This window comes from Variovorax paradoxus (genome assembly GCF_000834655.1).
Classification (GTDB): domain Bacteria; phylum Pseudomonadota; class Gammaproteobacteria; order Burkholderiales; family Burkholderiaceae_C; genus Variovorax; species Variovorax paradoxus_F.
Genome location: NZ_JXQQ01000061.1, coordinates 23453 through 37618 on the forward strand (window position 1 = coordinate 23453; position 14166 = coordinate 37618).

Below are 14166 nucleotides of genomic sequence, written 5' to 3' on the forward strand. Positions count from 1 at the left end.
TTGCTTTTTGCCGCGGTGCCTTCCTGAGCGCCGCTAAGGAGGAGACCTGCTCATGAATACCGCATACAAGACGATCTGGAACGCCGCGATCGGTGCCTGGGTGGCTGTCTCCGAGGCCACGCGCTCGCGCGGCAAGCGCAGCACCGGCCAACGTGCCGGCCGCGCAGTGCGGCTCGCAGGGCCGCTGATCGCAGCCACCGGCTTCGCCATGACGTTGCCCGCGTGGGCCGCGTGCGTGCTGACCGGCACGACGCTCGATTGCACCGGCACGAGCGGCGGCTTCCAGGGCGTGCCCGACGGCGGGACCATCAACAACAACGGCACCATCGGGACGCTGGACAACGGCCAGTGGGGCATCTACGTCGGCAGCAACGTCACGGTCAACAACTACGGCGCGATCACCGGCAAGGCCGGGATCGTGGCGGGTGGCGGGCTGGTGGTGAACAACGTCGGCGGCTCGATCGTTGCCGTCGAGCGCGGAATCCAGGCCACCAATGGGCCGATCAACCTGACCAACTCCCAAGGCGGCCTCATCCAGGGATTCGGCGGCGCGTTGATCTACGCCGGCGGCACGATCCTGAACACGGGCAACAGCGTCATCGACGGCACCGGCTATTTCGCCCTGGGATTCGCGAACTCCAGCGCGAGCATCACCAACACCGCGGGCTCCACGATCCGTGGCGCGTACAGCATCTTCGCGCAGGACACCAAGATCACGCTCGACAACGGCGGCCTGATCCAGGGCGATGTACTGCTTGCCAACAATCGCGTCAACAACATCACCCTTCGCACGGGGAGCCGGATCCAGGGCACCTTGTACGCCGGCGGCACTGCCACCTCGACCCTCACGCTGGCGGGCAGCGGCACGCAGGTGTATTCGCAGGCCGTGAGCGGCAACACCAACTTCGACGGCGCACTCATCAAGGAAGACAGCGGCGACTGGCTGCTGGACCGCAGCTTCGCGCCCGCCGATGCCTCGGTGAACGCGGGCTCGCTGGGTTTCGGCGCCGGCGGTTCGTTCAGCGCCGGCACGGCCGTGAGCCTGGCTGCCGGCACGAAGCTCTACACGGCGCCTGGCGGTGCCGCGTTCATCGGCCACCTCGCCGGTGCGGCAGGCAGCACGGTCTCGCTGGCCGCCGGCTCTTCGCTGGACATGCGCGACGACTTCGACTCGGACATCGCCAGCGACATCAGCGGCGCAGGCGTGCTGATCCACAGCGGTACCGGCACGGTGGCGTTGAGCGGAAACAACAGCAACTTCGCCGGGGGCATCGTGGCCTCTGCGGGCACGCTGCAACTGGCGAACCAGCAGGCGCTTGGCGGCGCGGCGCTGGGCATCGGCGGGCCGGTCACGCTCACGAGCCCGACCGCGCTGACGCTCGGCAGCGTGAACCTGTTCGCGCCCGCCGGGCAGCTGTCGGTGGTGGTGCCAGGCGCGGTCACCTTCAACGGCGTGGTATCGGGGGCGGGCACGCTGGACCTGCGCAACATCGCCGGCGTCGTCTCGCTGCTGGGCAACAACACCTACAACGGCGGTACGCGGCTGGCGAACAACACGGTCGCGCTCGGCACCGACAAGGCGCTCGGACAGGGCGTGGTGTCGGTCGAAGGCAGCGCCACCCTCACGAACGCCGCGACCCGCTCGCTGGCCAACGCGTTCGTCATCGGCAACGGGGGGGCGCTCACCGTCGGCGGCAACGCAGGGCTCGCCATCACCGGGCCCGTGTCCGGGGACGGCGGCATCGTGAAGGTGGGCGCGGATGAGTTCGCCTTGACCGGGGACAACACTTATGCGGGCGGCACCCACGTCGCGCAAGGCACGCTGCGGATCGCCAATGCAGCCGGCAGCGCCACGGGCACGGGGGCGGTGACGGTGGACGGCGGCGCCACGCTGGCGGGCTCCGGCTCGATCGCGGGCCCCGTGAGCGTGGCGGCGGGCGGGCGACTGTCGGTGGGCACGGGTACGGGTGTGATGAACACCGGCTCGCTGACGCTGGCGGCCGGCTCGTCGCTGGACATGGAACTGGGCGAGGCCGGCGTGGCCGGCGGCCTGCGCAACGACCTGCTCAACGTCAACGGCGACCTGTCGCTGGGCGGCACGCTCAACGTCAGCGAGTCGGCCGGCGGCAACTTCGGCGCCGGCCTCTATCGGCTCATCAACTACACCGGCACGCTCACCTCCAATGCGATGACCATCGGCAGCGCGCCGACGCCGCCGGGCTACCTGGCACTGCAGACCGGTGTCGCCAACCAGATCAACCTCGTCAACACCGGCGGCCTTGCCCTGAACATGTGGGACGGCGGCAACCCTGCCAACTTCAACGACGGCAAGATCGCCGGCGGCACCGGCACCTGGCGCGCGGGCAGCCCGGGCGACAACTGGACCGACGTCAACGGCGTGGCGAACGCCGGCTGGATCCAGGACGGCTTCGCGATCTTCGGCGGCTCGGCGGGCACGGTCACGGTGGACAACACCGGTGTGGGCGGAGCGGTGCGCATCGGCGGCGCGCAGTTCGCGGTCGACGGCTACGTGGTCGACGGCAATGCGCTGACCATCGGCGCACCCGACACCACGGTGCGCGTGGGCGACGGCTCGGCCGCTGGCGCGGGCATGACCGCGGCCATCAACGCGGCGATCGGCGGCGCGGGCGGCCTGGTGAAAGAGGACGTCGGCACGCTTGTGCTCGGCGGCGCCAACACCTACGCGGGCGGCACCACGGTCAAGGGCGGCACGCTGCAGATTTCCGCGGACAACAACCTGGGCGCGGCCGGTACGGGCCTGGCGCTGGATGGCGGCACGCTGCGCATCGCGGCGGGCTCCGCGCCGTTCACCAGCACGCGATCCCTCGCGCTCGGCGCAGGCGGGGGCACCATCGACCTGTCGAACAACACGTACGGCCTTGGCGGTTCCATCACCGGCGGCGGCCTTCTGACGGTCACCGGCAATGGCGGCACGCTGGGCCTGGCGGCAGCCGGCAACTACACCGGAGGCACTGTGCTGAAGGACGGCGCGGGTATCACCACCACGGTCAGCGGCGCCCTGGGCAGCGGCGCGGTGCAGCAGCAGGGCAACGGGACGAGGCTGTCTTTCCTTGGCGCTGCGAGCGCGGGGGCCAACAGCTACTCGGTGGGCCGCGCCGCGAGCTCGGACAGCGGCAACACGTTGTCGTTTTCTCAGACGGCCACGGCCGGCAACGCCACGATCACCGTGAATGGCGCGGGCTGGACGACCGCGGGTCCGAATGCGCTGCAGTTCGGCGGCAATTCAAGTGCGGGGGCATCCGCCATCGTCAACCAGGGCGGCTCAATCAACCTCTTCGAGAACGGCAGTGCCGGCACCGCGACGATCACCAACGGTGACAAGAGCTTGCTGGCCTTCGGCATGGCCGCCTCGGCGGGGAGCGCGAAGATCTTCAATCAGGCCGGTGGCCTGGTGCGCTTCGCCGACACCTCCTCGGGCGCGAATGCCTCGGTCACCAACGCGGCGGGCGGCACGGTCGACGTGTCGGGCTCGACGGCGAAGACCGGCACCGAGCTGGGCTCGCTCTCGGGCGACGGTGCAGTGGTGCTCGGCGCGACGCGGCTCTCGCTCGGTGGCCTTAACGCGAACAATCTGATCTCCGGGAAGATTTCCGACGACGGCAGTCTTTTCGCGCAGCCCGGCACGGGTGTGGGCGGATCGATCGTCAAGGTGGGCAGCGGCACGTTGGCGCTGGCCGGTGCGAACACCTATACCGGCGGCACCACGGTGGCGGCCGGGACGCTGAGCGTGAGCAATACGACCGGCAGCGCGACCGGCAGCGGCGCTGTTGTGGTCCAGAGCGGCGCAGTGCTGGCCGGCACAGGCACGGCTAGCGGCGCGGTGACGATCGCCAAGGGCGGCACGCTCTCGGCCGGCAACGGCGGCGTGGGCACGCTGACACTGGGGAGCCTGAGCCTTGCGGAGGGCGCGGTGCTGAACTACGACCTGGGTCAGGCCAACACCGCGGGCGGCGCGCTCAACGACCTGGTCAACGTCAACGGCAACCTGCAGCTGGACGGCACGCTCAACGTTGCGCAGCCGAGTGGCGGGTTGTTCGGAGCGGGCATCTACCGGCTCATCAACTACACCGGCGCCCTGACCGACAACGGCCTGGACATCGGCAGCGCGCCGGTCGCCGCCAAGGACCTGCAGGTGCAGACCTCGGTGGCCCAGCAGGTCAACCTGGTCAACCGCTCCGGGCTCTCGCTGAATTTCTGGGATGGAGGCGATGCCGGCAAGTACAACGACGGCCAGGTCGCAGGAGGTTCGGGCACCTGGCGCGTGGGCGTGCCGGGCGACGGCTGGACCGGCGCCGACGGCAAGATCAACGCCGCCTGGGTCCAGGACCAGTTCGCCGTCTTCGGCGGCAAGGGCGGCACGGTCACGGTCGACGATGCCGGCGGCACGGTGCGCATCGGCGGCGCGCAATTCGCGGCCAGCGGCTATGTGGTGCAGGGCGATGCGATCGAACTCGGCGCACCGGGCACCGTGGTGCGCGTGGGCGACGGCTCGGGCACCGACGCCGATCGCACGGCGACCCTGGACGTCGCGCTCACCGGCGCCGGCGGCCTGGTCAAGGAAGACGTGGGCCGGCTGGTGCTTCGTGGCGCCAACACGTACACCGGTGGCACCACCGTCAAGGCCGGCGTGCTGCAGGGCAGCGCCACCAGCCTGCAGGGCGACATCGTCGACAACGCAGAGGTGGCCTTCGACCAGGACAAGAGCGCGGGCACCTATGCCGGCGTCCTGAGCGGCAGCGGCCGCGTGCGCAAGATCGGCACCGGCACGCTGGTGCTGGGCGGCGTGAACAGCTACGCGGGCGGCACCTTCGTCGATGCAGGCACGCTCGCCACCAACATCACCGGTGGCCTCGGCAGCGGCGCGGTGAGCGTGGCGGCAGCCGGCACGCTGCAGTTCGGCGGCAAGGCCGACGCGGGCGCGGCACCCATCGGCAATCAAGGCATCGTGCGCTTCCAGGACAACGCGAACGCCGGCACGTCGACCATCACCAACGCGGCAGGCGGCGTGCTCGCCTTTGCCGACGGCGCCTCGGCCGACAAGGCCACGGTGCTCAACCAGGCCGGCGCGCAGGTACGGATCGACCAGGCCACCACGGGTGTGTCCGTGGGCGCGCTCGACGGGGCGGGCGACGTCGTGCTGGGCGCCAAGGCGCTCACGCTCGGCGGCCTGGGCGGCAGCGCCACGCTGTCGGGCACCATCAGCGGCGCGGGCGGCTCGATCGTCAAGGCCGGCACCGGCACGCTCACGCTCACGGGCGCCAGCAGCTACACCGGCGGCACCACCGTGAACGCAGGCACGCTGAGCGTCAACAACAAGAGCGGCAGTGCGACGGGCAGCGGCACGGTGCTGGTTGCGAGCGGCGGCACGCTGGCAGGCAGCGGCACCGTCGCGGGCGCGGTCACCGTCGCCAACGGCGGCATCCTGGCCGCGGGCAACAGCCCCGGCACGTTGACGCTCGGCACGCTCACGCTTGCCGGTGGCGCCACGTTGAACTACGAACTCGGCCAGGCCGGCGTGCCCGGCGGCGCGTTGAACGACCTGATCAACGTCACAGGCAACCTGCAGCTGGACGGTACGCTGAACATCGCGCAGTCCGCGGGCGGCACCTTCGGTCCGGGCCTCTACCGCCTCGTGAGCTACGGCGGCACGCTGACCGACAACGGCCTGGACATCGGCACCGCGCCGGCCGGTACCAACCCGGCAGACCTGCAGGTGCAGACGTCGGTGGCACAGCAAGTGAACCTGGTCAATCGCGCGGGCGTGTCGCTGAACTTCTGGGACGGCGGCAACAGCGCCGGCTACAACGACGGGCAGGTGGCCGGCGGCGACGGCACCTGGCGCGCGGGCAACCCGCAGCCCTCGGTGGACAGCTGGACCGGCATGGACGGCAAGGTCAACGCCAACTGGGCGCAGGACCAGTTCGCCGTGTTCAGCGGCAAGGCCGGCACGGTCACCGTGGACGGCGCTGGGGGCGCGGTGCGCATCGCCGGCGCGCAGTTCGCGGTCGACGGCTACGTGGTGCAGGGCGACGGCATCACCGTCAACAATGCCGACACCGTGGTGCGCGTGGGCGACGGTACGGCCGCAGGCGCCAACATGACGGCCACGCTCGACGTCGCGCTTTCGGGCGCCGGCGGCATCTCCAAGGAAGACGCGGGCCGATTGATCCTGGGGGGCGCCAATACCTACACCGGCGGCACCACCGTGAAGGGCGGCGTTCTGCAGGGCAACGCCACCAGCCTGCAGGGCAACATCGTCAACAACGCCGAAGTTGCCTTCGACCAGGGCAAGACCGCGGGCACCTATGCCGGCGGGATGAGCGGTACCGGCAAGCTGCGCAAGATCGGTACGGGCACGCTCACGCTGGCCGGCGCCAACAGCTACAGCGGCGGCACCCTGGTCGATGCAGGCACGCTCTCCACCAGCATCACCGGCGCCCTCGGCACCGGGCCGGTGAGCGTGGCGGCCGATGCGGCGCTCGTGTTCGGCGGCCCGGCGAGCGCGGGCAAGCTGGCCTACACGCTTGCCAAGGCCGGCGCGGGCGCGGGCAGCACCGGCGGCAGCCTGCAGTTCGCCGGCACGAGCTCGGCCGGCAGCGCCACCATCGACAACCAGGGCGGCACCGTTCGCTTCCAGGACAGCGCGAACGCAGGCAAGGCGAGCATCGCCAGCGGCGCGGGCGCCATCGTGGACTTCGCCGACAAGGCCAGTGCCGGCAATGCCAGCTTGACCATCAAGGCCGGCGCGCAGGTGCGCATCGACCAGGCAGCCACGGGCGTCGCGATCGGTTCGCTGAGCGGGGAGGGCGACGTCGTGCTCGGCGCCAAGGCACTGACCCTGGGCGGATTGAACGGCGATGCGGTGCTCTCGGGCGCCATCACGGGCGCCGGCGGCTCGCTCGTCAAGGTCGGCACCGGCGCACTCACGCTGTCGGGCACGGCCAGCTACAGCGGCGAGACCCGCGTGGCCGCGGGCAGCCTGAAAGCCGGCGCCGCCAACGCCTTCAGCGCGGGCTCGAGCGGTGTCGTTGCCAGCGGTGGCACGCTCGACCTGGCGGGCTTCAGCCAGCAGATGGCGGGCCTCTCCAACGCAGGCACCGTCTCGCTGGTGGGCAGCGCGCCCGGCTCCACGCTCACGCTGAGCGGCCCCTACGTCGGCAACAACGGCTTGCTGCGCTTGAGCGCGAAGCTGGACAACCCCGGCATCGCCGATCGCCTGGTGCTCGACGGCGCCTCAGCCACCGCCAGCGGCCGCACCACGGTGCAGATCGCCAACCTCGGCGGCCTGGGCGCGCGCACCAGCGGCGCGGGCATCGAGGTGATCAGTGCCCGCAACGGCGCCACCACCACCGCGCAGACCACCAAGGACGCCTTCACGCTCTCCGGCGGCCACGTCGACGCCGGCGCCTTCGAGTACAGGCTGTACGCGGGCGATGCCAGCGGCAGCGGCGAGAACTGGTACCTGCGCGCCGAGGCAGCGCCGGTCGCACCGGGCGCGCCGAACGCGCCGGGCATGCCGGTCGGCGGCATTCCGACCTATCGCGCCGAGGCCTCGCTCTTCGCGGCGCTGCCCAGCCAGCTGCGCCAGAGCAACCTGGGCATGCTCGCAAGCCGCAGCCAGCGCATCGGCGACGACGACGTGCGCGGCAGCGCGGGCGCCTCGTCCAGCGCGGACGGCGGCAATCGCCGCGCCTGGGGCCGGCTGATCTCCACCGACATGGACATTCGCCAGGGCGGCACCGTCTCGCCGCACAGCGAGGGGCGCATGACCGGCCTGCAGGCAGGCACCGACCTGCTGGCGACGTCCGACTGGCGCGCAGGCATCTACGTCGGCCAGCTCGAGGGCGACACCCGCGTCAGCGGCTTCAGCAGCGGCCTGCTGAACAACGCCGCGGGCGGCAACGACCTGCGCAGCCAGTACCTCGGCCTCTATGGCACCTATGCCGCCGAAGACGGCTTCTACGCGGACGCGGTGCTGCAGGCCGGCCGCCATCGCTACACGGTACAGCCGCTGGCGAGCGGGGGCGTCTCGGGCAAGGGCAACAGCTTGCTGGCCTCGATCGAGGTGGGCAAGGCCTTCGCGATCGGTACGGGTGGCTGGTCGATCGAACCGCAACTGCAGCTGATCCACCAGCGGCTGCGGCTGGACGACGTGGCCATTGCGGGAGCGGTCGTGCAGCAGGACGCCGACAGCGGATGGATCGGCCGCGCCGGCGTGCGCATCAAGGGCAGCTTCGCGACCGCCGGCGGGACGCTGCAGCCCTACGCGCGATTGAACGTGTACCGCAGCTCGAAGGGCAACGACGTCGCCCGCTTCGTGAACCCGGCGGCGATCACGCCGATCGGCGCACCCATCGGCGGGACCAGCACCGAGCTGGCCGCCGGCTTCACGCTGGCGGTGAGCGACCGCACGAGCCTGTACGGCGAGTTCGGCAAGTTGTGGGCAACGGGCGGGGCTTCGAGGGTCGGCAGCTCGATCAACGCAAGCGCGGGGGTGCGCGTGAAGTGGTGATTGCGAGGCGGGACAGCCCCAAGCTCACTCGAGCTTGATTCCCGCCTTGGCAATCACATCGCGCGAGCGGAGGCTGTCGCTCTTCACCATCGCGGCGAAGGACGCGCGGCTCTCTGATTTCGGCTCCTGGCCCTGCGCAAGGATTGCGGCCTTGACGTCGGCGCGCTGGAGCACTTTGTTGATCTCGGCGTTGATCCTGTCTGCCGTGGCAGCGGGAATCGACGCCGGTGCGAAGACGCCGTACCACTCGACCATGTTGAAGTTCGGGTAGCCCAGTTCGGAGAGGGCAGGCACGTTGGGCAATGCGGCACTGCGCTTGAGCGAGGTGACTGCCAGTGCACGGACCTTGCCGCCTTGCAGCAACGGCAGTGCCGAAGCAACGGAGGTGCCGGCCAGGTCGACATGCCCGCCCATCAGGTCGGCAATGGCAGGCGTGGAGCCCTTGTAGGGCACGTGCTGCAGCTTGAAGCCGCTGGCATCCTGCACCACCACGCCGGCCACGTGCGCGACGCTGCCTGTGCCCGATGTGGCAAAGCTCATCGGCTTGTCCGGATTGGCCTTGGCCGCCTTCGAGAAATCGGCCCAGCTCTTGTACGGCGACGCATCGTTGACCAGCAGGACCATCGGCGCTTCCACCGCGAGCGCGATCGGCGTCAGGTCCTTTGCCGGATCGAACGTCAGCTTCATGAGCCAGGGCGCAAGCGACACATTGGCTGTCTGGCCGACCACCAGGTCGTATCCGTCCGGCCTGGCACGCACGGTCTCCGAGAGGCCCAGTGTCCCCGCGGCGCCCGGTCGGTTTTCCGGCACCACTGTCCAGCCCGAATCGGCCAGTTTGGTGGAAAGCGTGCGCCCGATGTAGTCCGTGCCGCCGCCCGGCGTGGACGGGATGAGAAGCCGCACCGGCTTGGTCGGCCATGAAGCCTCCTGCGCGGCAGAGGCGAGCGAAAAGGCGATGAGCGCGATGGCGCCGGCGAGTCGAATGAATTTATTCATGTTTGTCTCCGTGATGATCCGGGTGTCAGCCCACGTTGGTGAACTTCTGTTCGAGCGCCACCGCCTCGGGCAGCCCGACGAACTTGTTGTATTCCTCGAAGGAGGTCAGCTGGTCCGCTATCGCGGCCGTGGAACAGCCTTGGGCATAGAAGGTCTGCATCAGGTTCTTGACCGCCTTGTGCATGGCCAGCATCGGCTCGACGGGGCAGATGGCGAAGCCAAAACCCATTTCCTTCAGTTCGGCCAGTGACACCACCGGGCTCTTGCCGGAAGTCACCATGTTGAAAAGCAGCGGCTTGCCGAAATGCTTCAGGCGGCGCACGAGTTCGTTCATGTGCTCAAGGCTCTCGGGGGCATCGGCATACAGCCCATCTGCGCCTGCTTCTGCATAGGCCGCAAGCCGGTCGACCGCATCCTCGATGCCGTTGACCGCGATCGCATCCGTTCGCGCAACGATGAAGAAATCGGGGTCCTGGCGGGCTTCGAGCATGGCGCGAAGCTTCTGCACCATCTCGAGCTTGGGCACCAACTGCTTGCCGGCGAAATGCCCGCATTTTTTCGGCAGCGCCTGGTCTTCCAGGTGCAGGCACGATGCACCGGCTTCTTCCCACAGCCGCATCGTGCGCTGCACATCGAGCATGCCGCCATAACCGGTGTCGGCGTCGGCAAAGATCGGCAGGTTCGTGGCTCGGGCAACGCGACGGATGTGCTCGAACATCTGGGTCTGGCTGAGCGCGCCCATGTCCGGTTCGCCGGCTTCGATGCCGCAGGCCACGAATCCGCTCACGAAGATGGCCGGAGCGCCGCACTCTTCGGCCAGCTTGGCGGTAATGGCGTCGTGCGCGCCCATGCAGACAAACGGTCCTTTCTCGAACAGTGCGCGGAATGTCTGGTTGCGGGTGAGTTTCATGGGGTGCTCCTGAAGAAATGAAGAGAAGAGAAACGCTGGCGGCAGGTGTCGTCGGCAATCCAGCCGATCGCCGTCCTTGCTGCCGTCATACCGCGGCGCGGTACTGCCGCTTGCGCCACTGGGCATGCGTCCCGCATCGCCCGTTCGCACATTGCTGCAGCCGTCGTCCGAAAAGGCACACAGGTTCGAGAAGAATCTGATACCGGTACCATTTCTGGCCCAGAAGAGGGCGACCGATGCCGGGCAGGGCGTGGGCTCGATAGAATCCGCACCCACCCACATTGCCAGGCACGATGACAAGGAAGACCAGCTCGGAGGTATCGATCAGGCAGGTTGCGCGCCTGGCCGGTGTATCGCCCATGACGGTTTCGCGCGTGCTGAGTTCGCCCGGACTGGTCGCGCCGGAGACCTTGCTTCGCGTTCAGGCGATCGTCGATTCCATCGGCTACGTTCCGAATCGGGTGGCCGGCAGCCTCTCTTCCAGCCGTTCGACGGTCGTCGCGATGATCGTTCCGAGCCTGCGCAACGCGTTGTACGCCGAGACCATGCAGGGAATGTCCGATGTGCTGGGCCGCGACGGCTTCCAGCTGATGATTTCCGACAGCGGCTATTCCCTCGAAGAAGAGGAGCGGCTGATCCGTGCATGCATTGCCCAGCGTGTCTGCGGGTTGGTGCTGCACAACACGACGCACACGCCTCAGGCGGTGCAGATGATCAAGAGCGCTGGCATCCCATGCGTCGAGACAGGCAACCTTTGCGCCGATCCACTCGACATGGCAGTGAGCTATTCCAATCACGCTGCAGGCAAGGCAATCGCCGAGCACCTGGCTGACCTGGGCTATCGGCACATTGGTTTTGCAAGCCTTCCTGTGTCCTTGAGCGACCGTTTGCGAGAGCGACGCAAGGGCTTCATCGCCGGGCTGCGGGCACGCGGATTGAAGGTCGATCCGGCGCTTTCTCTGGAGGTCGAACCCGGCCTGGAGAGTGGGGCGCGCGCGATTGCGCAGTTGCTCGAGACAGGGCTGCCGCTGGATGCCGTTTTCTTCGCGGGAGACGTGCTCGGAGCCGGCGCGCTTTTTGAATGCCTGCGCCGGGGCATCGCGGTTCCAAGTGAACTTGCCGTCGCAGCGTCGGACGACAACGAACTGATGCGCAACATGCTGCCCGCGCTGACGACGGTGCGCTTTCCGCGCTACCAGATTGGCGCGCGCTCGGCCGAACTGATCCTGGATCGTGCGCTGAACCGCCGCCCGGCCGCGGGAACAGTCCGCGAGGACCTCGGTTTCGAAGTCGTCAGGCGCGGCAGTACCTGACGGCTGCGAGAGCAGCCTGACGTCGTTGACCTCCGCACCGGTGTTTTGCACCATTGGATGGTACCGGTACCATGATTCGGCGCTACCGGGTATTTACCGAGCTGTGATGCAAAAGTTGTCGCAGTCCCGTGCCCTTCAGCGGGGCGAGGGGGCCGCGAAATGGATTCAACGAATCACGAATGCCACGTTGGCCAACACATAGCCGACGGGCATGAACACGCCGCCGCCCACGTATTGCAGTTCCAGCGCGTCCTGTTGTCCGCCGGAAATCGAACCGGCCGTGCCCACGGTGGTCGAAGCACGACGGGTGCCGAGCTGGATGGCTGAACCCGATTTGCCAGCGGCCACCTTCAACCCGTCGGCGCTGCTCGCGACCGCAGTCCAGGCACCGGCGTCGCTGGTCGGGTGCCAGGTCTGGCCGCTGTCGCTGGACTCGTAGAGCCGACCGCCGCTGGTGGCGGCCACGACGTAGCGGCCGTTGGCGGACGTGGCGATGCCTCGCCATGCTCGGGCGACGGCCTGCGCCTCCCAGGTGGTGCCCGAATCGGTGGAGACCCAGACGGCGCCCGTGTCCGCGGTGGCATAGAGGGTGCTGCCGTCCGCCGACGCCGCGGCCGACCACCAGAACTGGGCGCTTGCGCGCGCGGTCCAGCTCACGCCATAGTCGGTCGAGACGTAGAGCTGGGCGCCATTGGTGCCCGCCACCAGGACCCGGCCATCGGCCGAAGAGGCCACGGCGCGCCAGGCGCGGTTTGAATCACGCGCCGTCCAGCTGGCGCCGCCGTCCGACGAGGTCCAGATCTGCCCGAGGTAGGTGGTCGCGACCAGGCGCGACCCGTCGGCGGAGCTGGCCACTGCGCTCCAGGCTCGGGACGATCCGTCGTCGGACCACGTGGCGCCGCCGTCAGTCGAACGGAAAATCGCACCGCCGTTGGTTGAAGCGACCAGCGCAAGGCCATCGCTGGAAGAAGCGACGCCGCTCCAGGTCTGGCCCGTGAGGCGCAGGACCCAGGTCGCACCGGAATCGCTCGAGGTGTACAGCTCGCCGCTGGCAGATGCCGCCACCAGCCGGGTGGCATCGGCCGACGAAGCCAGGCCACTCCAGCTATCGGTGAGCGCCACCGAGCGCCAGTCGAAGTCCGAGCCGCCGGGCAGGCCGCGTGCGTCGATGCGCTGCCCCGCGTTCTGCGCGATGGTCCAGCCGCCGCTGCCCACGCCCACCACCTTGATCCAGTCGCCCACCGCGGGCGTCGGCGGCAGCATGAGCGTCACGCCGGTGCTCGAGTTCGCCTGGTAGCCGGTGTTCGCCTCGGCCTGGAAAGTCGAGGCCGTGACGCTGACCCACCGCGTGTCGGCCGATGCGGCCGCGCACACGTAGGCCGTGGCGGTGACCTCGGCCGCTTCGAGCACGCCGTTGGCGTTCAGGTCCAGACCCGTCTGCACACGTTGTCCCCCGTAGGCGCAGGCGCCACCCGGTGCTTCGGCGGCGAATGCGAGCAGGCTGTCGCGGCCATCGGACCCCGCGACGCCCGTGGCACCCGGCGCACCGCCGCAGACGTAGGCCGAGCTGGTGACTTCCGCGTCCTCGAGCACGTCGTTGCGGTTCAGGTCCTTGCCGGCCAGCACCTGCGAGCCACCTTGCGCGCAATGAGCGCCGGCGGGCTCGGCCCGCATGCGCACCAGCGTGCTGAGGCCATCCACTGCGGCGGTGGCATTGCAGATGTACTGGGTGGACGTGACTTCGCTGTCCACGAGCACGTGATTGCCGTCGGCGTCCAGGCCGGCCTCGACGCGCGCGCCGCCCAGGGTGCAGTTGCCGCCCAACGCCTCCGGCTTGACGCGCATCAGCACGGTGGATTGGCCGGACGCACCGGCGGGCGCAGGCGCGGCAGGCTGCTGCGCCGCTGGCAAGAAGAGGGCCGCGTTTCCCGAGCCGCCTCCACCTCCGCCGCAGGCGGACATTGCCAGGACGGCCACAAGGCCTGCGGCCAGGCGGGCATTGCGAATGAAGCAGTAGGCAAGTCTGGAGGAAGGCATGGGCGGACGCGATGAAAAAGACGAAGGCGCGCGACTTGGGCGGCGCCGGCGAGGCGGAACGCGGCGGCATTGTAAGAAATTGCTGCAGTTCAAGGCATCCCAGGTGAGCTGCATCGCCAGCGCGCCGGCGATGCAGCTCGGCGAACTTCGGCGCTCGCATTCGCTGGCAATTGCTGTGCGGCCTGACCTCGTTGGTGAACTCGGCCGTTGTCGGTGCGCGCAGCCAGCGGGTCGCCTGTGAAGACGGCCGTCCGGTCCAGCAGCCACGTGGCGTACGGACCCGAGAGGTCCCACAACATCTCGTCGACCGTGCGGGCAAGTGCGCCCGAAGACCGATACCAAAGTCTCATGGACTC

At 69.1% G+C, this 14166-nt stretch carries 5 protein-coding genes; 2 read left to right on the forward strand and 3 right to left on the reverse strand.

What is annotated here, in order from left to right; genetic code table 11:
* Positions 1 to 52 precede the first annotated feature (52 nt).
* Positions 53 to 8554 carry an autotransporter-associated beta strand repeat-containing protein gene (locus RT97_RS23030; RefSeq protein ID WP_042581160.1) on the forward strand — a complete coding sequence of 2834 codons (8502 nt, stop codon included), beginning with the start codon at positions 53 to 55 and terminating at the stop codon, positions 8552 to 8554.
* Positions 8555 to 8578: 24 nt separating this feature from the next.
* On the opposite strand, the gene RT97_RS23035 is transcribed toward RT97_RS23030, so the two are convergent.
* Positions 8579 to 9550, reverse strand: coding sequence for a Bug family tripartite tricarboxylate transporter substrate binding protein (locus RT97_RS23035; protein ID WP_042581161.1), 972 nt, complete (start codon positions 9548 to 9550; stop codon positions 8579 to 8581).
* Between the two features lie 25 nt (positions 9551 to 9575).
* A complete protein-coding gene (locus tag RT97_RS23040) occupies positions 9576 to 10760 on the reverse strand; it encodes an isocitrate lyase/PEP mutase family protein (RefSeq protein ID WP_253278296.1) in 1185 nt (394 codons plus the stop codon).
* Between RT97_RS23040 and RT97_RS23045 the strand changes: the two genes are divergently transcribed.
* On the forward strand, positions 10754 to 11773 hold the full coding sequence (locus tag RT97_RS23045; RefSeq protein WP_042581163.1) for a LacI family DNA-binding transcriptional regulator: 1020 nt from the start codon (positions 10754 to 10756) through the stop codon (positions 11771 to 11773). The genes RT97_RS23040 and RT97_RS23045 overlap by 7 nt on opposite strands.
* A 165-nt stretch (positions 11774 to 11938) precedes the next feature.
* On the opposite strand, the gene RT97_RS23050 is transcribed toward RT97_RS23045, so the two are convergent.
* Positions 11939 to 13810 carry a WD40/YVTN/BNR-like repeat-containing protein gene (locus RT97_RS23050; protein WP_155403866.1) on the reverse strand — a complete coding sequence of 624 codons (1872 nt, stop codon included), beginning with the start codon at positions 13808 to 13810 and terminating at the stop codon, positions 11939 to 11941.
* Positions 13811 to 14166: the final 356 nt, after the last annotated feature.